Source organism: Nitratireductor alexandrii (assembly GCF_004000215.1).
Lineage (GTDB): Bacteria > Pseudomonadota > Alphaproteobacteria > Rhizobiales > Rhizobiaceae > Mangrovimarina > Mangrovimarina alexandrii.
The window spans coordinates 137,156-161,714 of the sequence record NZ_RBVY01000005.1; the positions used below are offsets into that span (position 1 = coordinate 137,156).

19 protein-coding genes and 1 tRNA gene are annotated in these 24,559 nt (G+C 66.4%); 7 read left to right on the plus strand and 13 right to left on the minus strand.

Annotation, left to right across the window (positions count from 1 at the left end; genetic code table 11):
* Window positions 1-23: 23 nt before the first annotated feature.
* Window positions 24-99, minus strand: a tRNA-Thr gene (locus EP380_RS12885).
* A 147-nt stretch (window positions 100-246) separates the two neighbouring features.
* Between EP380_RS12885 and EP380_RS12890 the strand changes: the two genes are divergently transcribed.
* Window positions 247-1,020, plus strand: coding sequence for an NAD kinase (locus EP380_RS12890; protein WP_164749844.1), 774 nt, complete (start codon window positions 247-249; stop codon window positions 1,018-1,020).
* A 225-nt stretch (window positions 1,021-1,245) separates the two neighbouring features.
* On the plus strand, window positions 1,246-2,766 hold the full coding sequence (locus tag EP380_RS12895; protein WP_127598911.1) for a DEAD/DEAH box helicase: 1,521 nt from the start codon (window positions 1,246-1,248) through the stop codon (window positions 2,764-2,766).
* A gap of 222 nt (window positions 2,767-2,988) precedes the next feature.
* Here the strand turns inward: EP380_RS12895 and sufA are convergent, their stop codons facing one another.
* The 7 genes from sufA to EP380_RS12930 all read right to left on the minus strand — a co-directional run bounded on the left by sufA (window position 2,989) and on the right by EP380_RS12930 (window position 10,141).
* Window positions 2,989-3,369: a Fe-S cluster assembly scaffold SufA gene (gene sufA, locus EP380_RS12900; RefSeq protein ID WP_127598912.1), complete on the minus strand. Its 381-nt coding sequence runs from the start codon at window positions 3,367-3,369 to the stop codon at window positions 2,989-2,991.
* Window positions 3,370-3,462: 93 nt separating this feature from the next.
* On the minus strand, window positions 3,463-3,849 hold the full coding sequence (locus tag EP380_RS12905; protein WP_127598913.1) for an SUF system Fe-S cluster assembly protein: 387 nt from the start codon (window positions 3,847-3,849) through the stop codon (window positions 3,463-3,465).
* Window positions 3,846-5,087, minus strand: a complete 1,242-nt coding sequence (locus EP380_RS12910) for a cysteine desulfurase (RefSeq protein ID WP_106571701.1) — start codon at window positions 5,085-5,087, stop codon at window positions 3,846-3,848. Before EP380_RS12910 ends, EP380_RS12905 begins: the two co-directional genes overlap by 4 nt.
* A 101-nt stretch (window positions 5,088-5,188) precedes the next feature.
* Window positions 5,189-6,454 (minus strand): Fe-S cluster assembly protein SufD, encoded by a 1,266-nt coding sequence (sufD, locus tag EP380_RS12915; protein ID WP_127598914.1) that lies wholly within the window; start codon window positions 6,452-6,454, stop codon window positions 5,189-5,191.
* A 9-nt stretch (window positions 6,455-6,463) separates the two neighbouring features.
* Window positions 6,464-7,219, minus strand: coding sequence for a Fe-S cluster assembly ATPase SufC (gene sufC / locus EP380_RS12920; RefSeq protein WP_106571699.1), 756 nt, complete (start codon window positions 7,217-7,219; stop codon window positions 6,464-6,466).
* Window positions 7,220-7,291: 72 nt separating this feature from the next.
* Window positions 7,292-8,806 (minus strand): Fe-S cluster assembly protein SufB, encoded by a 1,515-nt coding sequence (sufB, locus tag EP380_RS12925; protein ID WP_127598915.1) that lies wholly within the window; start codon window positions 8,804-8,806, stop codon window positions 7,292-7,294.
* A 171-nt stretch (window positions 8,807-8,977) separates the two neighbouring features.
* Window positions 8,978-10,141 (minus strand): cysteine desulfurase family protein, encoded by a 1,164-nt coding sequence (locus tag EP380_RS12930; protein WP_127598916.1) that lies wholly within the window; start codon window positions 10,139-10,141, stop codon window positions 8,978-8,980.
* A gap of 216 nt (window positions 10,142-10,357) precedes the next feature.
* Between EP380_RS12930 and EP380_RS12935 the strand changes: the two genes are divergently transcribed.
* Window positions 10,358-11,032 (plus strand): alpha/beta hydrolase, encoded by a 675-nt coding sequence (locus EP380_RS12935; RefSeq protein WP_106571696.1) that lies wholly within the window; start codon window positions 10,358-10,360, stop codon window positions 11,030-11,032.
* Between the two features lie 212 nt (window positions 11,033-11,244).
* On the opposite strand, the gene EP380_RS12940 is transcribed toward EP380_RS12935, so the two are convergent.
* Entirely contained in the window at window positions 11,245-12,372 is a 1,128-nt protein-coding gene (locus EP380_RS12940; protein ID WP_127598917.1) for an anhydro-N-acetylmuramic acid kinase, read from the minus strand.
* A gap of 127 nt (window positions 12,373-12,499) precedes the next feature.
* Here EP380_RS12940 and tyrS point away from each other — a divergent pair, with 127 nt between their 5' ends.
* Window positions 12,500-13,750, plus strand: coding sequence for a tyrosine--tRNA ligase (tyrS, locus tag EP380_RS12945; protein ID WP_127598918.1), 1,251 nt, complete (start codon window positions 12,500-12,502; stop codon window positions 13,748-13,750).
* A gap of 27 nt (window positions 13,751-13,777) precedes the next feature.
* Here the strand turns inward: tyrS and EP380_RS12950 are convergent, their stop codons facing one another.
* The gene (locus tag EP380_RS12950) at window positions 13,778-17,170 is read right to left on the minus strand and encodes a YhdP family protein (RefSeq protein WP_127598919.1); all 3,393 of its coding nucleotides are present in this window, start codon (window positions 17,168-17,170) and stop codon (window positions 13,778-13,780) included.
* A 97-nt stretch (window positions 17,171-17,267) separates the two neighbouring features.
* On the opposite strand from EP380_RS12950, the gene EP380_RS12955 reads away from it, so the two are divergent.
* The 3 genes from EP380_RS12955 to EP380_RS12965 all read left to right on the plus strand — a co-directional run bounded on the left by EP380_RS12955 (window position 17,268) and on the right by EP380_RS12965 (window position 19,986).
* Window positions 17,268-17,735 carry a peroxiredoxin gene (locus tag EP380_RS12955; RefSeq protein WP_127598920.1) on the plus strand — a complete coding sequence of 156 codons (468 nt, stop codon included), beginning with the start codon at window positions 17,268-17,270 and terminating at the stop codon, window positions 17,733-17,735.
* A 14-nt stretch (window positions 17,736-17,749) separates the two neighbouring features.
* A complete protein-coding gene (locus EP380_RS12960; RefSeq protein ID WP_127599105.1) occupies window positions 17,750-18,586 on the plus strand; it encodes a ferritin-like domain-containing protein in 837 nt (278 codons plus the stop codon).
* 131 nt (window positions 18,587-18,717) lie between these two features.
* On the plus strand, window positions 18,718-19,986 hold the full coding sequence (locus EP380_RS12965) for a M23 family metallopeptidase (protein WP_127598921.1): 1,269 nt from the start codon (window positions 18,718-18,720) through the stop codon (window positions 19,984-19,986).
* 20 nt (window positions 19,987-20,006) lie between these two features.
* Here the strand turns inward: EP380_RS12965 and EP380_RS12970 are convergent, their stop codons facing one another.
* From EP380_RS12970 to EP380_RS12980, 3 genes are read right to left on the minus strand one after another with little or no spacing between them, the layout of a single operon-like run.
* Window positions 20,007-20,933, minus strand: a complete 927-nt coding sequence (locus EP380_RS12970) for a dimethyl sulfoxide reductase anchor subunit family protein (RefSeq protein WP_106571691.1) — start codon at window positions 20,931-20,933, stop codon at window positions 20,007-20,009.
* On the minus strand, window positions 20,934-21,704 hold the full coding sequence (locus tag EP380_RS12975; RefSeq protein WP_127598922.1) for a 4Fe-4S dicluster domain-containing protein: 771 nt from the start codon (window positions 21,702-21,704) through the stop codon (window positions 20,934-20,936).
* Window positions 21,701-24,541 carry a molybdopterin oxidoreductase family protein gene (locus EP380_RS12980; RefSeq protein ID WP_127598923.1) on the minus strand — a complete coding sequence of 947 codons (2,841 nt, stop codon included), beginning with the start codon at window positions 24,539-24,541 and terminating at the stop codon, window positions 21,701-21,703. Before EP380_RS12980 ends, EP380_RS12975 begins: the two co-directional genes overlap by 4 nt.
* Between the last annotated feature and the right edge of the window lie 18 nt (window positions 24,542-24,559).

Below are 24,559 nucleotides of genomic sequence, written 5' to 3' on the forward strand. Positions count from 1 at the left end.
GAGCCACGGACCTACAGGAAAAATGGTGCCCCCGGCAGGGATCGAACCCGCGACCTTCGGTTTACAAAACCGCTGCTCTACCAGCTGAGCTACAAGGGCACGCCCGTCCGTTACCATATTTCCCCGGCCAGTAAAGGGGTTCGCGCGGCGTTTGTCGCCCGTCCCCCGGCTTTGCCTGATGCCCGGCGCGTGCTAACCGGCTCCCTGCGCGCCATTGCCGTGTCGCGCCCATGGAGGGAGATCGAGGTGAGTGGAAACCCGCCGAGCCTGGCCTTTATTTCGGCCGACACGCCGGATGCGCGCGAAGCCGCCAGCCGCCTGTCCTCGCTCTACGGGCAGGAACGGCTCGAGGATGCCGACGTCATCGTCGCGCTCGGCGGCGACGGTTTCATGCTCCAGACCCTGCACAAGATGATGAGCTCGGGCCGCAGCATCTACGGGATGAACCGCGGCACGATCGGTTTCTTGATGAACGAATATCACGAAACCGACCTGCGCGAACGGATCGAGGACGCGGTCGCCGAAACCATCCGGCCGCTGCACATGCACACCGTCGACACGGACGGCAACACGACCGACGCGCTCGCCATCAACGAGGTATCGCTGCTGCGCCAATCCTACCAGGCGGCCAAGATCCGCATCACGATCGACGGCAAGGTGCGCCTCGACGAGCTGATCTGCGACGGCGTCATGGTCGCGACGCCGGCCGGCTCGACAGCCTACAACCTGTCGGCGCAAGGTCCGATCCTGCCGCTGGAAGCGCCGCTTCTGGCCCTGACCCCGGTCAGCGCCTTCCGGCCGCGGCGCTGGCGCGGCGCATTGATTCCCAACCGCTCGACCGTCCGCTTCGACGTGCTGGAGCCGCAAAAACGCCCCGTCAACGCGGTCGCCGACCATACCGAGATCAAGTCGGTCGCTTCGGTGACCGTGCGCGAGGCGCACGACGCGACCGCCACCCTCCTGTTCGACGCCAGCCATAGCTGGGACGAGCGTATCCTGTCCGAGCAGTTCCGCTACTGACCGCCCCCGGCGGTCTGGCCGGCCATGCCCGGCGGAAACGCGCCAAACCGAAAAAAAACCGCCCGAATCGAGGCCCAGGCGGCGGCGGGAGCGGCGATATTGGAGGGAAACGGTTGACTTTCCGGCCCATGCAACGTAACGCCAGCTTCAGAAAGCGGGCTTGAGTGCCCTGCTTGCCGCGTGCGACGTGCCCGGCAACACAAGCCAAAAAGACATTTCAGCATCGTGCCATCAAACGAGCAGACTGCCGAACAGGCGAAAACTTTTGCGGATCTGGGCCTTTCGCCCAAGGTCCTCTCCGCAGTCACCGACGCAGGCTACACCACGCCGACGCCGATCCAGGCCGGCGCCATTCCCTATGCGCTGGAAGGCAAGGACATTCTCGGCATTGCCCAGACGGGAACCGGCAAGACCGCGGCCTTCGTGCTGCCGATGATCACCCGGCTCGAGAAGGGCCGCGCCCGGGCGCGCATGCCGCGCACGCTGATCCTCGAACCGACGCGCGAACTCGCCGCGCAGGTCGAGGAGAATTTCGTCAAATACGGCAAGAACCACCGGCTCAACATCGCGCTTCTGATCGGCGGCGTGTCGTTCGACGAGCAGGAAAAGAAACTCGAGCGCGGCGCCGATGTGCTGATCGCCACGCCGGGTCGGATGCTCGACCATTTCGAGCGCGGCAAGCTGCTGTTGACCGGGGTCGACATCCTCGTCATCGACGAGGCCGACCGCATGCTCGACATGGGTTTCATCCCCGACATCGAACGCATCTGCAAGCTGATCCCGTTCACGCGCCAGACGCTGTTCTTCTCGGCCACCATGCCGCCGGAGATCACCAAGCTGACCGAGCAGTTCCTGCAGGCGCCGGTGCGCGTCGAGGTGGCGCGCGCCGCCAGCACGGCCACCACGGTCAGCCAACGCCTGGTGAAGTCGCCGGGCAAGGCCTGGGACAAGCGCGACACGCTGCGCCGGCTGATCCGCGAGCAGGGCGACGAACTGACCAACGCGATCATATTCTGCAACCGCAAGGTGGACGTGTCGGAACTGTTTCGCTCGCTGACCCGGCACGAATTCGACGCCGGCGCGCTGCATGGCGACATGGATCAGCGCGCCCGCATGGCGATGCTGGCCAATTTTCGCGACGGCAAGCTCAAGCTGCTGGTCGCCTCCGACGTGGCCGCGCGCGGGCTCGACATTCCCGCCGTCAGCCATGTGTTCAATTTCGACGTGCCGATCCACGCCGAGGACTATGTCCACCGCATCGGACGCACCGGCCGGGCCGGACGCACCGGCAAGGCGTTTACGATCGCCACCCGCGCGGACAAGAAATATGTCGACGCGATCGAAAAACTGATCGGCCAGTCGATCGAATGGCATGACGGCGACCTGTCGAGCCTGTCGACGGACGAGGAGGACGAGGCACCGCGCCGCGGCCGCGGCAGCCGCGCCGCCAAGAGCGAAAAGCCGCGCGGCCGCTCGCGCAGCAGCAAGGCCGAGGCGGCCGAGGTTCAGGCGCCGGCCGCACCCGCCGCCGACGAAACGGCAGCGGCCGAGGACGCGCCCGTCAAGACGGCCCGCAAACGCGCGATCAAGGCCGACAACGCCAATCGCCGCGACACGCCCCGCAGTGGCGACGGCGGCGCCCGCGACAACAAGCGGAGCCGCGCGCGCAAGGACGATCTCGGCGACGCGCCGGTCGGCTTTGGCGACGATATGCCCGATTTCATGAAGGTCGAAGTCAAGGTCTGAACCGCGCAAGCCGGTTCACGCCCCGTTCGCAACGCCTGCCGCGAACGACGGTCCCCGCCGGCGGCTCGCGATCGCCTCGCGGCATCGTCGACGCCATCGCCGGGTCCGCAACAAAGCCGGCGGCACGCAGTTATCCCTCAAAGATGGGGCCATGCCCGCATGATCGCGGCGCCTGCCCGCTCCACCGGCGGCGAGCCCCGGTCAAAACCGTGAACGCGACGCTCAGACGGCTCCGCGCGCCTCGGCCAGCGCCTTGAGGTCGGCCGGTTTCAGCTCCACCGACTCGCCGCAGCCGCAGGCCGAGGACTGGTTGGGATTGGAAAAGGTGAAGCCGGAGCGCAGCGTCGTCACCTCGTAGCCCATTTCCGTTCCGAGCAGGAACAGGCTCGCTTCCGGTGCGACATAGACATGCGCGCCGCCGTGTTCGACATGGTCGTCCTTGGGGTCGGCCTCGGTCACCAGGTCGACCGTATATTCCATGCCGGCACAGCCGCCCTTCTTGATGCCGACGCGCACGCCCTGCGCGCCGTCGCGGCTATCGACGATCTCGCGCACCCGCGCGGCCGCCGCCTCCGTTATCGAAATGACCTGAAACCGGCCCATGATCCTGTCTCCATTGCGCGCGGATTCAAGGTCCGCCCAATGATGATTCCGACCTTAAGATGGGGAAGATTCGCCTCGTGCGCAACCCGCCGGTCAATACCAGCCGACCGCGATCTGGGCTTCTTCCGACATCCGGTCGGGGGTCCAGGGCGGGTCGAACACCATGCTGACCTCGACGCCGGACACGCCCTCCACGGTGCCGACCGCGTTTTCCACCCAGCCCGGCATCTCGCCGGCGACCGGACAGCCAGGCGCCGTCAGCGTCATCTCGATCCTGACCGAGCGGTCGTCCTCGATATCGATCTTGTAGATCAGGCCGAGTTCGTAGATGTCGGCCGGAATCTCGGGATCGTAGACGGTCTTGATCGCGGCGATGATGTCGTCGGTCAGCCGCGCAAGCTCGTCCTGCGGAAGGGCCGAGGCCTGTGCCGGCACCGGTTCGGCCTGCTGTGTGGTGGTGTCGTCGCTCATCTCGTTCATCCGAAAAATGTCCGCGCCTTCTCCAGCGCCTCGACCAGGGCGTCGACCTCGGCCCGGGTGTTGTAGAGGCCGAAGGAAGCCCTGCATGTGGAGGTCACGCCGAACCGCTTCAACAGCGGCTGGGCGCAATGAGTGCCGGCCCTGACCGCCACCCCGGCGCGGTCGATCACCATCGACACGTCATGGGCGTGAATACCTGCCAGCTCGAAGGAGATAATCGCCCCCTTGTCCGGCGCATTGCCCAGAATGCGCAGTGCGTTCACCCCGCGCAGACGCTCCTGGGCATAGTCGCGCAGCTCGGCCTCGTAGGCGGCGATGCGCGCCCGGCCGATCGATTCTACATAGTCGATCGCCGCGCCAAGCCCGATCGCCTGGGCGATCGGCGGCGTTCCGGCCTCGAAGCGATGCGGCGGGTGGTTGTAGGTCACGCCCTCCATCGCCACGTCCTCGATCATCTCGCCGCCGCCCTGGAACGGGATCGTCGCCTCCAGCGCCTCCATGCGGCCGTAGAGCACGCCGATGCCGGAGGGACCGTAGAGCTTGTGGCCGGTAAACACATAGAAGTCGCAGCCCAGCTCCTGGACGTCGACCGGCATGTGCACGGCCGCCTGGCTGCCGTCGACCAGCACCTTGATGCCGCGCTCATGCGCGATGCGGCAGATCTCGCGGATCGGCACCACCGTGCCGAGCACGTTCGACATGTGGGTGATCGCGACCAGCTTGGTGCGCTCGGTCAGGCATTTCTCGAACGCGTCGAGATGAAACACCCCCTCCTCGTCGACGGGAGCCCATACCAGTTTCGCGCCCTGGCGTTCGCGGATGAAATGCCACGGCACGATATTGGAGTGGTGTTCCATGATCGACAGGACGATCTCGTCGCCCTCGCCGATATGCGGCATGCCCCAGCCATAGGCGATGGTGTTGATCGCCTCGGTCGCGTTCTTGGTGAAGACGATCTCGTCGACGCTCGCCGCGTTGACGAAGCCGCGCACCGTCTCGCGCGCCTTCTCATAGGCGTCGGTCGCCGCATTGGACAGAAAATGCAGGCCGCGATGCACATTGGCGTATTCGGCGCCATAGGTGTGGGCGATCGCGTCGAGCACGGCCTGCGGCTTTTGCGCCGAGGCGCCATTGTCGAGATAGACCAGCGGCTTGCCGTAGACCTCGCGCGCGAGGATGGGAAAGTCGCGGCGGATCGCCTCGACGTCGTAGGGAGCGGAATCGACTTTCTGGTCCATGGTCCTGCTACTCCCGATTGCTTGGCCCACAGGCCGGCTGCGGACCGCTCATGCCGGCAAGGCCGGCGTAAACCGCCGAGGCCGCCCCGCTTCGCCCGGCGCTAGCCATGCGTGGCGAACCACGCCGTCAGCTTTTCCTCCAGCGCCTCGACCAGCGCCTCGTTGTCCAGGTCCTCGATCACCTCGGCCAGAAAGGCCCGCACCAGCAATCCGCGCGCGGTCTTTTCGTCGATGCCGCGCGCCATCAGGTAAAACAGATGGCCCTGGTCGATCTCCGTCACCGTCGCGCCGTGCCCGCAGGCCACGTCGTCGGCGAAAATCTCCAGTTCCGGCTTGGCCGAAAACTCGCCTTCATCCGTCAGAAGCAGGGTGTTGCAGGCCATCTTGGCGTCGGTCTTCTGCGCGTCGCGCGCGACGCGGATCTGGCCCTGGAACACGCCCTTGGCCTTGTCCGTGACGACGTTGCGTATCACTTCGGTCGACACCGTGTTGGCCGCTTCATGGTCGAGTACCATGGTCACGTCGCAATGGGTCTCGCCCGCCAAAAGGTTCACCCCGCGCAGGACGAATTCGGACCCCTCACCCGCGACCGCGACCTTGACTTCCTGGCGTACCAGCCTGCCGCCGGCATTCATGAAGAAAAGCGTGAGCTTGGCGTCCGCGCCGATTTCGATATTGGTCTGGCCGAGAAAAGTCGCCTCGTCCGGCTGTTCCTGGAGGATGATCCAGGTCAGGTCGGCGCCGTCCTCGACGGTGATGTGGCTGACCGCCGAAACCAGCGCCTCGCCGGCGCCGGTCTGGCGTTCCACGATCGTGGCGCGGGAGTTGCGGCCGGCGCGCGCGGCAAAGCGCACATGCGCCTGGCCGCCCTCGTGCAGGTTCTGCACTTCGATCGGCTTGGCGATCTCCGCGCCCTCGGCGATATCGAGCGCGTAGCCGTCGCCGACAAAGGCGGTGTTGATCGCCCCGATCGCGTCGACCGCGTCGCCGTCGAAAAGCTGCGGGGCGATGCTGCCGTCGCTCAGCCGGTCGAAAACGCGCTGGATGGCGACGCCGTCGACGCGGGGCACCGACGTGGCCCTGCCGGACAGAACCGGCAGCACGGTCGCCCCGCTCACCAGCGCCGGCTGCTCCTTGGCCTGCAGGGCGGGATCGAAGGCCGGCACCGCGCTCAGGAGCCGGCGCAGATCGGTGTAGTGCCAGGCCTCGACACGGCGCGTCGGCAGGCCCGACTTCAGCGCCTCCACCGCCTCATCGCGCCTGACGACGACGGCGGTGTCGCCGGGCAGGTCGGAAAAAAGCTGGCCGTAAGTATCGACCAGGGCCTGTTCGGCCGCGGTCATTTGCGGGGTGGCATGAAGGTTCATCACAGACACCTACGCCGCCTCGCCGACAATACCGGCGTACCCGTTCTTCTCGAGTTCCAGCGCCAATCCCTTGTCGCCGGACTTCACCACCCGACCGCGCGACAGCACGTGCACCGTGTCCGGCACGATATAGTCCAGAAGACGCTGATAGTGGGTGATGACGACCATCGCGCGCTCGGGCGAACGCAGCGCGTTGACGCCGTCGGCGACGATCTTCAGCGCGTCGATGTCGAGGCCCGAATCGGTCTCGTCCAGCACGCACAGTTTCGGCTCGAGAAGCATCATCTGCAGGATCTCGGCGCGCTTCTTCTCGCCGCCGGAAAACCCGACATTGAGCGGCCGCTTGAGCATGGCCATGTCCATTTCGAGCGTGCCGGCCGCTTCCTTGACCTTCTTCAAAAGGTCGGGAATCTTCAGCTCCGCATCGCCGCGGGCCCGGCGCTGCGAGTTGATCGCGACCTTTAGGAACTCCATCGTCGCGACACCCGGTATCTCCATCGGATACTGGAACGCGAGGAAGACGCCGGCGGCCGCGCGTTCGGCCGGGTCCATCTCCAGGATCGACTGGCCGTCATAAAGGATATCGCCCTCGGTGACCTCGTAGTCGGGCCGGCCGGCCAGAATGTAGGACAGCGTCGACTTGCCCGACCCGTTCGGGCCCATGATCGCGGCGACCTCGCCCGCCTTCACGGTCAGGTCGAGCCCGCGAATGATCTCGGTGCCGGTTTCGGCGACGCGGGCGTGAAGGTTCTTGATCTCAAGCATTTTCGTCTCGTTTCGAATTGTTTCAACCGCGCCCCGGGCGCGCGCTCATCCCTTGCGGACCACCGGCCGCGATCACCCAACGCTGCCTTCCAGCGAGATGCCGATCAGCTTCTGGGCCTCGACGGCGAATTCCATCGGCAGTTCCTGGATGACCTCCTTGACGAAGCCGTTGACGATCAGCGCGATCGCCTCCTCCTCCGGGATGCCGCGCTGCATGACGTAAAACAGCTGGTCTTCCGAGATTTTCGACGTCGTCGCCTCGTGCTCGAGCTTGGCGGTGGCGTTCTTGGCCTCGATGTAGGGCACCGTGTGCGCGCCGCAATCGTTGCCGATCAGCAGCGAGTCGCAATTGGTGAAATTGCGCGCGTTGGTCGCCTTGCGGTGTACCGACACCTGGCCGCGATAGGTGTTGTTGGACTTGCCCGCCGAGATGCCCTTGGAGATGATGCGCGACACCGTGTTCTTGCCCAGATGCAGCATCTTGGTGCCCGAATCGATCTGCTGGTGGCCGTTGGAGACCGCGATCGAATAGAACTCGCCCTGCGAATTGTCGCCGCGCAGGATGCAGGAGGGATATTTCCAGGTGATCGCCGAGCCGGTTTCGACCTGGGTCCACGAAATCTTGGAATTCCTGCCGCGGCAGTCGCCCCGCTTGGTGACGAAATTGTAGATGCCGCCCTTGCCGTCCTTGTCGCCCGGGTACCAGTTCTGCACCGTCGAATATTTGATCTCCGCGTCGTCGAGCGCGATCAGTTCGACCACGGCCGCGTGGAGCTGGTTCTCGTCGCGCTGCGGCGCCGTGCAGCCTTCCAGGTAGGACACATAAGCGCCCTCCTCGGCGATGATCAGCGTGCGTTCGAACTGGCCGGTGTTCTTTTCGTTGATGCGGAAATAGGTCGACAGCTCCATCGGGCAGCGCACGCCCTTGGGGACGTAGACGAACGACCCGTCGGTGAAGACGGCCGTATTGAGGGTAGCGTAATAATTGTCGCTGGTCGGCACCACCGTGCCGAGATATTTGCGCACCAGGTCGGGATGCTCGCGGATCGCTTCGGAAATCGAGCAGAAGATCACGCCGGCCGCCGCCAGCTCCTTCTTGAAGGTCGTGACCACCGAAACCGAATCGAACACCGCGTCGACGGCGACTTTTCGTCCGCCATTGCCGTCTATCGCGTCGAGTTCGGACGGCTCGCCCTGCTTGCGCACGCCGGCCAGGATTTCCTGCTCCTTGAGGGGAATGCCGAGCTTTTCATAGGTGCGCAGCAATTCCGGGTCGACCTCGTCGAGCGAGGTCGGACCGGCCGTGCTCTTTGGCGCGGCGTAATAGTGAATGTCCTGAAAATCGATCTCGGGATAGGAAACCCGCGCCCAGGTGGGCTCGCTCATCGTCTTCCAGCGTCGAAACGCTTCCAGGCGCCACTCCAGCATCCATTCCGGCTCGTCCTTCTTGGCCGAGATCAGCCGGATAATGTCCTCGTTGAGGCCCTTCGGCGCCTTGTCGGTCTCGATGAGCGTCTCGAAACCATATTTGTACTGGTCCACATCGATATTGCGGACCTGCTCGATCGTTTCCTGCACGGCAGGCATCGGCGTTCTCCATCCTCGCCGGGTTCAAGGCCCGGCAGTCTTCAAACTATGGCACCGCACGCGGCGTATGCCTCATGTAGTGCCTATTGCCGAGAAAATCACCCGGCAAAAGCCGGTTTCCGGCCATAGCGACACTTTTTCCTGACATTTTCGGGCAAGTTTGTCCGCATGTCAGGCAGCTCTAATGTCCTGCCCCGCCCCGCGCGCGACGATGCCGCGCAAGGCGGTGGCAAACCGTTCGATGTCGCCGACCTCGGTCGCCAGACCGAGCGACAGCCTGAGGGCCGACGCCTCCTCGCCATGGCCCATCGCCGCCAGCACATGGCTCGGACCGACCTTTCCCGACGAACAGGCCGATCCCGCCGACAGCGCGATCCCGGCGAGATCGAAGCCGATCTGCGCGGTTTCGGCCTTCAGTCCCGGCACGGCAAAAAAACTCGTATTGGCCAGGCGCGGTGCCGCGGCGCCGAAAATCGTCGCGTGCGGCGCGATCTCGCGGATCGCCCGTTCGGCCTCGTCGCGCAAGGCGCGCACGCCGTCCATCAGGTCCACGGCCCGCGCGGCTTCGCGCGCGGCGGCGCCGAAGCCGGCGATCGCGGCGACGTTCTCGGTTCCGCCGCGATGGCCCTTTTCCTGGCCGCCGCCGCGCACCAGCGGCTCGGGCATCACCAGCCCGGACGCCGCCACCAGGGCGCCGGCGCCCTTGGGGCCACCGATCTTGTGGGCCGACAGGATCAGGAAATCGGCCCCGAGATCGGCGATGTCGAGCGGAATGCGCCCCGCGGCCTGGACAGCGTCGAGCGCGAACAAGGCTCCCGCCTGCTTGGCGACGCTGGCAATCTCCGCAATCGGCTGGATCACGCCGGTCTCGTTGTTGGCAGCGTGGATCGCCACCAGGCTTTTGCCGGCAATCGCGTTTTTCGCGAGCACGGCCCGCACCGTCTCCGGATCGAGCAGGCCGTCGCGACCTACCGGCAGACGATGGACGTTTTCGGGCGCGAAACGCCCGCCGTCGAGCAGGCATGGATGGTCGCTCGCCGCCACGAACAGCCGCTCCAGACGCAGTGGCGCGCGTCCCATGCGCCAGTCGGGCGACGTCAGCATCGAGGCCGCCTCGCTCGCTCCGGAGGTGAAAACGACGTGCTCGGCAACCCCGCCGACCAGCGCGGCGACCGCGCCGCGGGCCTCCTCGATCAGGCGGCGCGCGGCGCGGCCCTCGGCGTGCACCGAAGAGGCGTTGCCGCCGGCGTCCAGCGCCGCAAGCATCGCCGCGCGCGCCGTCTCCAGAAGCGGCGCGCTGGCGTTGTAGTCGAGATAGGCGCGCTGAGCGTGCATGCCTGCCGGTTCGATCCCGCTTTCCGATTTCGTGGTGCCGCGCGCAATTTCCTTGAAATTGCGTCACGACCCGTCCTATCTACCCGCCTTGCCAGATTGACGGTATTTCGCCAAGTTTGGAACGGTTCTAAACTAGCTTCTATGGAGGCGTCGGCCCCGCGTCAAGGTCGCACCGGCGCCGAATGACGTCCAGAGCGGACGGTTTGTGGAGTATTCATGCCCGAAGTGATTTTTGCCGGACCGGATGGCCGCCTGGAAGGCCGCTACCAGCCGTCAAAGGAAAAAAACGCCCCGATCGCCCTGGTGCTGCATCCGCACCCGCAATTCGGCGGCACGATGAACAACAAGATCGTCTACGATCTGTTTTACATGTTCCAGAAGCGCGACTTCACCACCTTGCGTTTCAATTTCCGCGGAATCGGCCGCAGCCAGGGCCAGTTCGACCACGGCACGGGGGAGTTGTCGGACGCGGCGGCCGCGCTCGACTGGGTGCAGTCGCTGCATCCCGATTCGAAGAATTGCTGGGTGGCCGGCTATTCCTTCGGCGCCTGGATCGGCATGCAATTGCTGATGCGCCGTCCCGAGATCGAGGGTTTCATCTCGATCGCGCCGCAGCCCAACATCTATGATTTCTCCTTCCTGGCGCCGTGCCCGTCGTCGGGTCTCATCATCCACGGCGATGCCGACAAGGTGGCGCCGCCCAAGGACGTGCAGACGCTGGTCGACAAGCTGCACACCCAAAAGGGCATCACCATCACCCAAAAGACGCTGGAAGGCGCCAACCATTTCTTCACCAGCCACGCCGACGAACTGATCGCCGACTGCTCGGACTATCTCGACCGGCGCCTCGCCGGCGAATTGGCCGAACCGCGCCCGAAGCGGCTGAGATAGGCCGCGTGCGGGATGCGTGGGCCGGCGCATTTTCGCGAAAACCGGCCTGACGTCCTGCACGGGTCGATCCATGCCTATACCCGCGCGGGCTGACGCGCGCGCTAAAGCCGTTCTGCTTTTCACGGATTCGCAGACCGGCTCCACCTTATTGTTTTGACGCGTTTCCGAACGGCGAACCGGCTTCCACTTCGCCTGGAACGCTATAGAGCCGTTCAGGGGCGAGCAAAAACTCCGCCGGTCGCCGGTTCGCGGCAACCCGTGGTCGTCGGCCAGGTGAGCGGCAGACCGGCGCGCGAGCGCGCGGCGAGATAGGCCCAGGCCTCCGCCTCCATCGCGTCGCCGTCGAGCCCCGCATCCTCGGCCAGGATCACGCGCCCCGCGCCGCGCCGTTGCGCCTCCTCGCGCAGATCGGCCACGATATGCGGGTTTTTGCGGCCGCCGCCGCACAAGATCCACAAACGCGGCGCCTCGGGCAGGACATCGACCGCCTTCATGATCGCCGCCGCCGACACCGCCGCCAGCGTGCGCGCGCCGTCGGCGAGTTCCAGCCCGTGCACCGGTTCGAGCGTGAAATCGGCCCGGTCGAGCGACTTCGCGCCCGTGCGCGCGAACCACGGATTGGCGAGATAGGCCGTCACCACCGACGCCCGCACCCGGCCCTCCGAGGCGATCATGCCGTCGGCGTCGAACGGCACCCCGCCCTCGCCCGCCACCCACTGGTCGATCAGGGCGTTGCCCGGGCCGGTGTCGAAGGCGATGGGGTCGCCGCGTTCCGGCACGACGCTGATATTGGCGATGCCGCCAATATTGACGAACGCCACCGGCAGCCGGCCGGTGAACTCGGCCGGAAGCGCCCGGGCGAGCGCGGCATGGTAGGCCGGCACCAGCGGCGCGCCCTGGCCGCCCTGCGCCATGTCGTTGGCGCGCATGTCGAACACCACAGGCAGGCCGGTTTCGCGCGCCAGCAGGGCGCCGTCGCCCAGTTGCACCGTCAGCGCCCGTTCGGGCCGGTGCAGCACCGTCTGGCCGTGAAAGCCGATCAGCGTCGGTTTCGGCCCCGATTTCGTCAGGGCGTCGACGAACGCCCTGACGGCGACGGCATGGCGCATCGTGATCTCGCGCTCGAGCGCGGCGAGATCGCCCGGCCGCTCGTCCCGAGCCTCGATCGAGCGGGCCGTTTCCAGCGTCGCCTCGAGCCGGCGCCGGAACCCGGCCTCATAGGCAACGAAATGCGCGGCGCCCCGGCGCACCGTCGCCGCCCCGTCGGTCTCGACCAGCGCCAGGTCGATCCCGTCCATCGACGTGCCGCTCATCAGGCCGAGCACGCAAATCTTCTTCATGGCGCGCCGCCTTTCCCGTGCGATCCCAACTTTCTTGTGATTCTGCCGCAAGCGATGCTAAAGCCGCATCGTCCCGATTGCCACGGCCGCGCGCCGGGCATTTTCCACGTCACCGAAAGTCAGAAAAATGTCCGCCTTCCGATCCGATTTCCTGCGCACGCTGTCCGAGCGCGGTTTCATCCACCAGATCTCCGATGAAACCGGCCTCGACGACCTGTTCGCGACGGAAACCGTGACGGCCTATATCGGCTTCGATCCGACGGCGCCCAGCCTGCATGCCGGCGGCCTGATCCAGATCATGATGCTGCACTGGATGCAGAAGACCGGCCACCGTCCGATCGCCCTGATGGGCGGCGGCACCGGCATGATCGGCGACCCCTCGTTCAAGGACGAGGCGCGCAAGCTGATGACGCCGGAGACGATCGCCGACAACATCGCCGGCATCAAGAAGGTGTTCGCCAACTACCTGACCTTCGGCGAGGGCCCGCGCGACGCCATGATGGTCGACAATGCCGACTGGCTGCTCGACATCAACTATGTCGAATTCCTGCGCGATGTCGGCCGGCATTTCTCCGTCAACCGCATGCTGGCGTTCGATTCGGTCAAGACCCGCCTCGACCGCGAGCAGTCACTGTCGTTCCTGGAATTCAACTACATGATCCTCCAGGCCTATGACTACGTGGAACTGAACCGGCGCTTCGGCTGCCGCCTGCAGATGGGCGGCTCCGACCAGTGGGGCAACATCATCAACGGCATCGATCTCGGCCACCGCATGGGCACGCCGCAGCTCTACGCGCTAACCTCGCCGCTTTTGACCACCGCGTCCGGCGCCAAGATGGGCAAGAGCGCCGACGGCGCGGTGTGGCTCAATCCCGACATGCTGGGTGCCTACGAGTTCTGGCAGTACTGGCGCAACACCGAGGACGCCGATGTCGGCCGTTTCCTAAAACTCTACACGACGCTGCCGCTCGACGAGGTCGCGCGGCTGGAAGCGCTTGGCGGCGCGGAGATCAACGAGGCCAAGAAGATCCTGGCGACCGAGGTCACCGCGATGCTGCATGGTCGCGACGCCGCCGAGACGGCGGCCGAGACCGCGCGCAAGACCTTCGAGGAAGGCGCGCTGGCCGCAACCCTGCCGACGATCGAGATCGACGCCGCCGCGCTCGGCGACGGCAGCGGGCTTCTCAGCCTGCTGGTCAAGGCGGGGCTGGCGGGCTCGAACGGCGAGGCAAGGCGTCACGTCAAGGGCGGCGCGGTCAAGGTCAACGACGAGCCCGTCTCAGACGAGCGCCGCGTCGTCGGCGAGGCCGATCTGCGCGACGGCGTCGTCAAATTGTCGCTCGGCCGCAAGAAACACGTGCTCGTGCGTCCGCTTTAAGCGGACGCGCCCGCGCGGCGGGCCGTCTTACCGGAATTCGAAGATCGAGCGGAAAATCCCGGGCGCGATCACCGAGATCGGATTGACCTGAAGCTGGGGCGACTTGGCGTTGCCCGACAGTTTGAAGGTGATGCCGATCAGGCCGCGGTCGCGGCCATTGCCGAGGATCTGGCCCAGAAGCGGGATCTCGGCGAACAGCCGGTTGAAGCCGTAGGCGGGCATGAAGGTGCCGGCGATGCCGATATTGCCCTTGCTGTCGTAGAGCGCGCCGCGGAAGGTGGCGCCGATCACCGGCCCGCGCAGGATGCCGCGGGCGATCGACAGGTAGCCGTCGCCCTTTTCCACCGTCGCGTAGCCGCGGTCGAAACGCGCCTTCGACACGTCGATGTCGCGGCGCACGGCCTCGTTGAGGCTGCGGCCGTCGCCCTCCGGCGGCGCGGTCGCCACCAGCGAGCGCAGCTTGGGTTCGTTGACGATCCAGAACTCGCGCGCGTCGACCTGGCCCTTGAGCGGCCCCTTGCCCTGCGCGGCCAGCGCCAGGTCGATCGTCCCGCCCTGCATGTACTCGTAGATATTCAGGAACCGCAGCACGGCGCCGGCATCGCCCGATTCCATGGTGACGGTGCGGCCACCGGCATCGGTGCCGTTGACGATCGCGATCTTGCCGCCTTTCGACGAACGCGCCTCCATCCTTAACATGCCGACATCGGTGCCGGTGCCGGCCAGGCTGATCGACACCGCCGACAGCACCTCCTCGCCAAACCCCGTCACCCGCTCCACCGATGCCTTCAGCGAGACGGGAATCGATTCCACGCTCTCCTCGGCCTGCTCGGTGTCGGACAAGTAGAGCTTGATGACGGAGCGCGCGTCGAAGGCCTTGCCGTTGATGGCGATGTCGTAGCGGCCGGCCCTGCGCGCGATGGTCAGCGCGACCTGGTCGCCGCGATTGAGCGCGACCTTGCCGAACTCGGCCCGCGCCAGGCTGCCGTTTTCGAGCACAACCTCCCCGTCTACGGCAAAACTCTTGCCGGTAAGGTGGAAATCCGACAGCCGCGTCGAGGCGCCGTCGGCCTCGAGCACGAAACTCGCCTCGGCCGGCACGCCGGCCCCCTTGCTCCAGCCCACCCAGGGAAAGCGCAGCCGCGCCTTGGTCAGGTCGGCAACGATCCGCTGCGCCCCGCCCTCTTCCACCGACACGTCGAGGCTGACCGGGCCCGAAAGCATCTCGTTGAGTTCCGGCGCGATCTTGTCGCGGCCGGCATCGTCGAGGACGAGCGTGATGTCGCGGGCGCGCCCCGGCGCGGTGCTGTCGAGCGGCTCGGTCATGCTGATTGTCGCGGCCAGCCCGTTGAGGCGCGCCTGGGCATCGATGACGGCCTTTTGCGGATCGACCACGATCGACCCCTGCGCGTCGGTCACCACCTGACCGTCAAGCGGCTCGGCCAGGGCCAAGTCCTGATAGTCGAGCGACACTTTCCAATCGAGACTTTCGATCGGGACGTCCTCCTGCAGCGGGATTTCCGCCCAGACCTGTCCGCTGACATCACCGGAAAAATCCGTCGGCTCGAAGCGCAAATGGCGCATGGCGTCGATCGGCTTGTAGGAGGCGAACTCAACGATCGACGGGGCATTGCCGGCAACGTCGATCTGCATCGTGCCGATCAAAGGGTGAACGCCGGCGTCTTCGATCGCAAACGTCCCGTTGCTGGCCGCAACGGTACGTCCGGTCGGCATGAACACGGTGCCCGAATCGAGCACGATATCGACCGCGTTGCCGCGAAACTCGACCGTGCCGAACGCATCGCGCACCGGCGGCAGTTCGCCGGTGATGTCGAAGCGCGTATCCTCGATGCGGAAATGTCCGTTCACCTCCTCGCCCGACAGCGCGACGCCGTTGCCCAGCCGGTCCGCCTCGACCTTCAGCCGCACGTGGCTGTCGACGATCGTCCCACCGAACACGTTGGCGATCACCCAGGCCCGCGCGCCCGGCGCCGTTTCGGTCGGCCACAATTGCTTGGCATGGGCGACCGGCATCGACGGCACGTCCATGGCAAACACGATCGACGGCGCCTTGTCGGCGAAAAGCCGCATCGAGGCGCGCGCGAACAGCTCTCCACGCCCGGTACGCACCCCGATCTCGGACGCCGTCAGCAGGCCGGTCTTGGGACGGTAGCGCCCGGCGAGCCGGGCAAGGAATGTCAGGCTCGGCTCCGAGACGTCGGCCACGGCCGCGCGCGACTGGTCGCTGACGAATTCGTAACGATAAGCCGGCTCGCTGCCGGGTTTCGGGTCCGGCACCGGCCCGGCCGCGCCGTTGAACAAAAACCGCGACCGTCCGGTACGCACGTCGATCCGGCCGAACTCGACCTTGCCCGTTCCCGCGACCAGGGCCGCCGCGAGGTCGACCGTGCCGGCAACCGGGGCGCTGTCGGGAACCGAGACCACCAGATCGTCGCTCTGCAGACCGATCCCCAGACGATCGGGGCCGCCGAGCGCCGAGCGCGTGCCCTTGAACGTCACGACGCCGCTTCCCGCCACCAGCGGCGGCGGCTCCTGCGTGGTGTGTTCCGCACGCGGCAACGGTGCGATCTCGGCCCGCAGCCGGAAATCGAGCCCGGGCCGGTCTCCGGCGGTCCGCGAGGCCGCCGCCGAAACCGCGAGCGGCCGGCCCGCCACGACCAGTTCGCCCTCGATCTCGACCGTTTCCGGCTTCTCCCCGGTCAGTTCGGCGCTGCGAACGACGACGGCGTGGCCGTCATCCAGCGCGATCTCCACATCGCGCAGCGATATCAGGCGCGTCGAACGCGCTCCCAGCACATCCAGCGCCTGCTCGACCGAGGAAAAGACCAGCGCCAGCACCCGGTCGGGATCGATCAGCCCGTGCGCATTCCTCACCTGGCCGACCAGATCGCCCTCGCCGCCGCCGGGCATGGCACCCGGCGCAATCCTGGCACGGTCGAGCTCGATCCGGTCGATGGCCAGACGCCCGTTGACCAATGCGCCCAGATCGAGCCCCAGACGCAAAGCGCCGATATCGGCGAAACTGGCCTGCTGCGCCGCAGCCGACACGCGAACCTCGGGAACCTCCAGCGCGATGAAGCGGCCGCCGCTCAGCGAAAACCGCGCCGGCCCTGATGTCAGCGCGACCGGAACGCCCAACGCCGACGAGAGCGCGGCTTGCGCCTCGTTGCGCAACCGCTCCGAGCCCAGCCCCATCGTGCCGGCGAGATAAAACCCGCCCAGCGCCGCCGCCACGAGCAGGCAGATCGCGGCCAGTCCCGCCACGACCCAGCGCGGCACGACATGGCGTGCCCGGCGCGGCGCCGCTTCGTGCGAAGCCGCCGACGGCAGCGAATCGAGCGCGCGGATATCCTCGCGCCGAAACCGGACCCAATGGTGTTTTTCGGTGCCCTTGCTCACCTCGACGACCGTGCTCGCCCTGTTGGCATGGACGAATCCATGAATTGCATTATATGGCCTTCGCGAACCCGGTCACCGAGAAAGAAAGGACAAGCCCATGGCTCAGCCAGAAATCGGTCAGCAGGCACCCGACTTCGATTTGCCGCGCGACGGCGGCGGCTCGCTCAAGCTTTCGGACCTGCGTGGAAAGCCTGTCATTGTCTATTTCTACCCGAAGGACGACACGAGCGGCTGCACAACGGAAGGAAAGGACTTTTCCGCGCTTCTGCCCGAATTCGAGAAAGCCGGCGCCACCGTCATCGGGATATCGCCGGATAGCGCAAAAAGTCATGACAAATTCAAGGCAAAGCACGGACTTTCGGTCGTTCTCGTCGCCGACGAGGGCAAGAGCGCGATCCAGGATTATGGCGTGTGGGTCGAAAAGAGCATGTATGGGCGCAAGTTCATGGGCGTGGAACGCACGACGATCCTGATCGACAAGGACGGGCGGGTCGCGCGGGTCTGGAACAAGGTCAAGGTCGCCAATCACGCCGCCGAGGTGCTCGAGGCCACGCAAGCGCTGTGAGCGCGCCGGCCGCGATGGCGACGGCTTCGGCCGAACACCGGCCCGACAGTCTGCGCGCCGGCTGCGTGGAGGCCGTGGCCGCGGCCGATCTCGACCGCAAGGTGGCGATCGTGCGTGTCGTGTACGCGCGCTGGAAGGATCGCACCATCTCCCTCATGCGTCCGGGCGACCCGCCGGTTCCCGATCGCCCGGGTCGGCCGGACAGACCCGCGCTGGTCGATCCCCGCAAGGTCGCCAGGCGTTCGCTGCACAGCCTGCGCGGGCGCATCGCCCTGCTCCACGCGCTCGCCCATATCGAGCTCAACGCCATCGATCTGGCGCTCGACATCGTCGCCCGTTTCGCGCCCGAGCGCCCGCCGGCGAGCTTTTTCGACGGCTGGATGCAGGTCGCCTTCGAGGAAGCCAAGCATTTCTCGCTGTTGCGCGCGCGGCTGCGCGCCCTGGGCGCGGACTATGGCGACCTGCCGGCGCATGGGGGTCTTTGGGAAGCCGCCCACCAGACCCGCAACGATCTCTATGCGAGGCTGGCGGTGGTGCCGCTGATTCTGGAGGCGCGCGGGCTCGACGTCACCCCGTCGCTGATCGACAAGATGACGGAGACCGGCGACGACGAGACGGCCGCCATCCTCGACATCATCTATACCGACGAGAAGAAACACGTCGCGATCGGCGCCAAATGGTTCCGGTTCTACTGCGCGCGCGAGCGCACCGACCCCGCCCGGCGTTTCCGCGAACTCGTGCGGGCCAATTTTCGCGGCGACCTCAAGCCCCCCTTCAACGACCGTGCCCGCGCCGAAGCCGGCCTCACGCCGCTGTTTTACCGCTCGCTGACGGCGACCTCGAACGCCTGAACGGACTTCGGGCGCGGCGCGGAGGCCGATCGTCGGATTTCGACCGCCTGCGGGCGGCCGGGCAAACGTTTGTTAACCCTAATAATGTGTACTTGTTCGCGGAGTTTGAGCGCAGTCTGGATTTTGTATCAGTGGCAGAAGCACGCACGCCCCCGGTTTTCGGCAAACGCACCGAACCGCATACCGTCATCATCGCCCGTGGCGACCAGATACGCCATTTTACCGTCCGGCCGTGGGTGGCCGCGCTCGCCGGCTCGGTCGTCGCCGCCTTCGCCATCGGCTATCTGCTCGCCACCTCTTACCTGGTCCTGCGCGACGACCTGATCGGCGCCACGGTCGCGCGTCAGGCCCGCCTGCAACAGGCTTATGAAGATCGGATTTCGGCCCTGCGCGCGCAGGTCGACCGGATCACGAGCCGGCAATTGCTCGATCAGCAATTGATGGAAAACAAGGTTGCCGAGCTTCTCGGGCGCCAGGCCGAGCTTACAGCCCGCGACGGAAGGCTGCGTCCCCTGCTCGAACGGGCCAACGGCGGGCGCCTTCCCAAGAACGCGCCGTTGCCGTCGCAAAAACCCGATCTGCGCGCCGATCTGTCGACGATGACGGGCTATGCCGCAACGCCTCCCAAAACCGCGGCCGCCGCCGTGCTCGACGGCTTCGCCGCCGCCGCACCCGATCCGGTGACGACCGGCTCGGTGGCCGACGAAGCGGACCGAATTTTCGTTCAGATCAACCAGTCGCTGCGCCGGATCGAAACCCAGCAGATCACCCGCCTGCGCGACCTGACCGAAAACGCCTACCAGACGGCCGAATCGATTTCCGAGGCGCTCAAATCCGCAGGGCTTTCGCTCGACGCCAGCTACGGCGAAAAGGATGTCGGCGGTCCGTTGGTCGCGCTCGAGGCCCCGGCCGCGTTCGAGGCCGAAGTGATCGAGCTCGACGAGGCGCTCAACACGCTCGACGCCATCAAGGCCGCGGCCAAGCGGTTCCCGATCGCCAACCCGGTTCCGGGCCAGCCCGTCACCAGCGGCTTCGGCGTGCGCAAGGATCCGCTCCTGGGCAGGCCGGCCCATCACAGCGGCATGGATTTCCGCGCCCGCACCGGCCATCCGGTGCGCGCCGCCGGCGCCGGCGTGGTCGTGAAGGCGGGCTGGAACGGCGGATATGGGCGCATGGTGGAGATCGATCACGGCGACGGCCTGACCACACGCTACGCGCATATGAGCAAGCTGCTTGTGCGCAAGGGCGAAAAGATCGAAAGCGGCGCCGTCGTTGGCAAGGTCGGCAGTTCCGGCCGCTCGACCGGCCCCCACCTGCACTACGAGGTCAGGCGCAAGGGCAGCGCCATCAATCCGCTGCGCATGATCAAGGCCGGCAAGAAGATCCGCCAGTTTCTTTAGAAGATCGTGCCCGGGCGCGCTCAGCCGCCGTAATAGTTCATCACGCTGTGCCGCGCCTCGGCGAAAAACAGCCAGCGCTCCACCAGCAGCCCGCCGGCATAGGCCAAAAGCGCCAGAAAGGTGAAAACCGGCCAGCCGAGGCCGCCCTCGGCCGCGAAAAGGGCCGAGGCCGCGAGCAGCACGATCGGCACCCCGCCGCCGAGACCGAAGGCGATGGCGACCAGTTTGCGGGCATGTTTGCGGGCGATGCGAAACCCCATCTCGCGGGTCAGATAGTTTTCCGTGCCGTGCGGCCGCTCGAGCAGACGCACCCGACCGAGCGCGCCGAGCCCGGTCGCGGTCTCCGGCGTCGAGGCCGATGTCAGCGCGCCCAGGCGCCGGCGCCAGACGAGTTTCGTAGCCCAGGCGACGACGAGCAGACCCAGCGCGAGTGCGGCGAGCGGCCCGGTATCGCCAGCGCCGAGCGCGGCGAAAAACGTCGCCAGCACCGCGCCGCCGGCAGCGGCAAAGGCCAGGAAGGCGGCCGGCGTGAGCGGCGAGTGCCAGGCTTCGACGGTCCGCAAGGAGGCATAGATCATCGCCGTGCAATAGACCGTCGCCGCGCAGCCGAGCGAACCGGCCAGACCGGCGGGCCAGGAATGGCGGCTCTCGAAGAGCGTGGCCCAGGCCGACAGGCATAACGGAACGAAGGTCGCGATCGCCAGCACGCCCTCGCGCGACAGCCAGCTCGAGCGCCATTGCGACAGGGCGCGCCAGGCCCGCTGCGGGTTGCCCAGATGCAGCGTCGAGGCCAATAGCCCCGCCGAGATCAGGCCGAGGGCCACGACATAGGCGGCCTTGGTCGCCGGCGCGGCGGGATCGAGCACACCGAAGCCGAGAAAAAAGGCGAGCCCGTAGCCCAGCCCCGAACTGGTGGTGAAGACGATGATCGACAGGGCGGGATGCATTCAGATCTTCTCCAGCATGGTGTCGATCCAGGCAAGAAAGCCGGTCGCCCCGCCGGTGTCCTCGCCGGCAGCCGGTCCGGCCGGCGCATGGGCGGCGAGCGTGGTGCGCGGTCGCGGCGGCAGATATTTGTTGACCGGTGCGGTGCCCTGCTCCGGCATCAGATCGATGCCGCCGCGCGCGGCGACCATTTTGGAGACCTGCGAACCGGGATCGCCGAGATCGCCGAAATGGCGCGCATTGGCCGGGCATGTGCGCACGCAGGCCGGCACGCGGTCCTCCTCTTCAAAGCTCTGATTGTAGATGCGGTCGATGCACAGCGTGCATTTCTTCATCACCCCGGCGGCCAGGTCCATTTCGCGCGCCCCATAGGGGCAGGCCCAGGCGCACAGCCCGCAGCCGATGCACTTGTCCTCCTCGACCAGCACGATACCGTCCTCGGCCCGCTTGTAGGACGCGCCCGTCGGACAGACCGTCACGCATGGCGCCTCCTCGCAATGCAGGCAGGATTTCGGGAAATGCACGATGCGCGCCTCGCCCGCCTCGCCGACCAGCTCGCCGCCGTCCGGCACGATCTCGAAGGTGTGGATGCGGTTGAGCCAGGCGCCCGAGACATGTTCGCCGTAAGGGTCCTGGTCAGACAGAGCCGCGCCGTGGCCGCCGGTGTTCCACTCCTTGCAATTGACCACGCAGGCATGACAGCCGACGCAGATGTCGAGGTCGATCACCAGACCGAGTTTGGTGGCGGAAGGCTGTGAAGGCAGCGCCGTCATGAGCTCCACTCCTGACCGTATCGCAATTCGTCCGGTGCCTCGCCCAGCCGTTCGACGGGACGGAACTGCGGCTCGGAATGCGCGCCCGGCTCCGCCTTCTCGATCCTGACGCGCAGATCGTACCAGGCGGCCTGGCCGGTGACCGGATCGGAATTCGACCATCGCAGCCCGTCGCCTTTCGGCGGCAGCAATTCGTGGATCAGATGGTTGAGCAAGAACCCCTTGGTCGCTTCGGGCGCGTTCTCGTCCAGCCCCCAGGCGCCCTTGCGTTTGCCGATCGCGTTCCAGGTCCACACCGTCGCGCCGTTGACGGCCTCCATGCGCGCCACCTCGACCTTGATGCGCCCGTGCGGCGAGATCACCCAGGCCCAGTCGCCATCGGCCAGTCCGGCCGCGTCGCACACGGAGCCCGGCACGTAGAGCGGGTTCGCGGTATGGATCTGCCGCAGCCAGGCATTCATCGAGCCCCAGGAATGATACATCGCCGCCGGGCGCTGGGTGATGGCGTGCAGCGGGTAGCGCTCGCGGTCGATCGCCGCCTCCTCCAGCGGCCGGTACCAGTCCGGCAGCGGGTCGAAACTGTCCAGGATGCGGGCACGGTGGCTTTCAGGCGCGACCGGTTCGCGCACGCCCTGCGCCGAAAGCCGGAATTTTTGCAGGTTTTCCTGGTAAAGTTGAAAGATTACCGGCTGCGGCTGGTCGAAAAACCCCATTTTGACGGCAAAATCCTGATAGGCGCGGTTGGCGTGCTTGAAATAAAGCGCTTCGGCCGGGATCGGATGAGTGAAGAACGAGCCGTTTTCGATATAACGCTCGAGCTGTTCCGGATTGATCGCGCCGCGCCCTGCCCGGTCGCCCTGCATGCCGCGAAACCCGGCCAGCGGGCCGATGCCCGGCCGGCGCTCGTGGCGCACGATATAGTCGGCATAGTCGCGGTAAAGCGGCGTGCCGCGCGCGTCGACGAAACCCGGCAGTTTCAGCCGCGCGCCCAGATCGAGCAGCACCGACTGGAAGCCGCGCACGTCCCGGTCGGGTTCGACCACCGGCCAGCGGATGGCGTCCTGAACCGCGTCCGGTTCCGAGATCGGCCGGTCGAGCATCGAAATGCAGTCGTGCCGCTCCAGATAGGTCGTGTCGGGCAGGACCAGATCGGCATAGGCCGTCATCTCGGAGGCATAGGCATCGGCGACGATGATGCGCGGAATGCGGTATTCGCCCGTCTCGCCGTCCTTGTCCTCCAGCATTTTTATCACGCCGGCGGTGTTCATCGACGAGTTCCAGGCCATGTTGGCCATGTAGAGAAACAGCGTGTCGATCGGATAGGGATCGCCGGCATGGGCATTGGCGATCACCATATGCATCAGACCGTGCGCCGAGATCGGCGCATCCCAGGAAAATGCCTTGTCGATGCGCGCCGGGCGCCCGTCTTCGTCGATCAGAAGGTCCTCGGGCCCGCGCGGAAAGCCGAGATGCGGCCCGGCAAGGGGCTGTTCCGAGCCGAAATGCTCGGCCCGCCCGTGCGGGCGCGGATGCGCCTCGACCGGTTTGGGATATGGCGGCTCGTATCGGAACCCGCCCGGACAGTCGATCGCCCCGATCAGCACCTGCAAGAGATGCAGCGCGCGCGCGGTCTGAAACCCGTTCGAATGGGCAGAAATTCCGCGCATGGCATGAAAGGAAACCGGCCGGCCGACGAAACCGTCATGGCGCGCGCCATGCATGTCCGTCCACGGCTGGTCGACGAAAATCTCCTCCTCGAAGGCGACCCGCGCGATCTCGGCGGCAAGCCCGCATATCGTCTCGGCCGCAATCCCGGTCTCGGCCGCCACCGCCTCGGGTGCATAACGCGCGTCGAGATATTTTTCGGCCAGAAGCTCGAAGGACGGCCGCGCGAACCGGCCGTCGCCAAGCTGATAGCGCCCCGAAAGCGCCGGGCGCGCACCCTTGAGATCGTGATGGACGGCCTGCTCGGTGACGGTCTCCCAGATCAGCGCCCGGCCCTCGCGATCGCGCGCGAAAAGCCCGTGCTCGGCGGTGCCCGGCGCATCGATCACCAGCCAGGGCGCATTGGTGTAGCGCACCAGATAGTCGACATCGATCCGGCGCGTGCGCAACAATTCGTGGACCAGGGCCAGGATCAACAGCCCGTCCGTGCCGGGGCGGATGCCGATCCAGTTGTCGGCGACGGCCGAATAGCCGGTGCGCACCGGGTTGACCGACACGAACCGCGCGCCGCGGCTCTTCAGCTTGGAAATGCCGAGCTTGAGCGGGTTGGAATCGTGGTCCTCCGCCACCCCGAACAGCACGAAAAGCTTGGTACGGTCCCAGTCGGGCGCACCGAATTCCCAGAACGCGCCGCCGATGGTCATGATGCCTGCCGCGGCCATGTTGACCGAGCAGAACCCGCCATGGGCGGCATAGTTGGGCGTGCCGAACTGCTGCGCCCAGAAACTGGTCAGGGCCTGGCTCTGGTCACGGCCGGTGAAGAAGGCGAGTTTTTTCGGATCCGTGCGGCGCACCGACCCCATCCACTCGGTGGCGAGCCCGAGCGCCTCCTCCCAGGAGATGCGCCGGAACCGGCCCGAGCCGCGCGGCCCGCTCCTCAAGAGCGGCCCCTCCAGCCGCGCCGGCGCGTAATGCTGCATGATGCCGGCCGATCCCTTGGCGCACAGCACGCCGCGATTGACCGGATGGGCGCGATTGCCTTCGATATAGCGGATCCTGCCATCCTTGAGATGGACGTCAATGCCGCATCGGCAGGCGCACATATAGCAAGTGGTCTTGCGCGTTTCGTCGCCGACGGGATTGGACAGCGCAAGGCGTGGTTGCGGACTCATGAGCACTCCCTTTCGCGA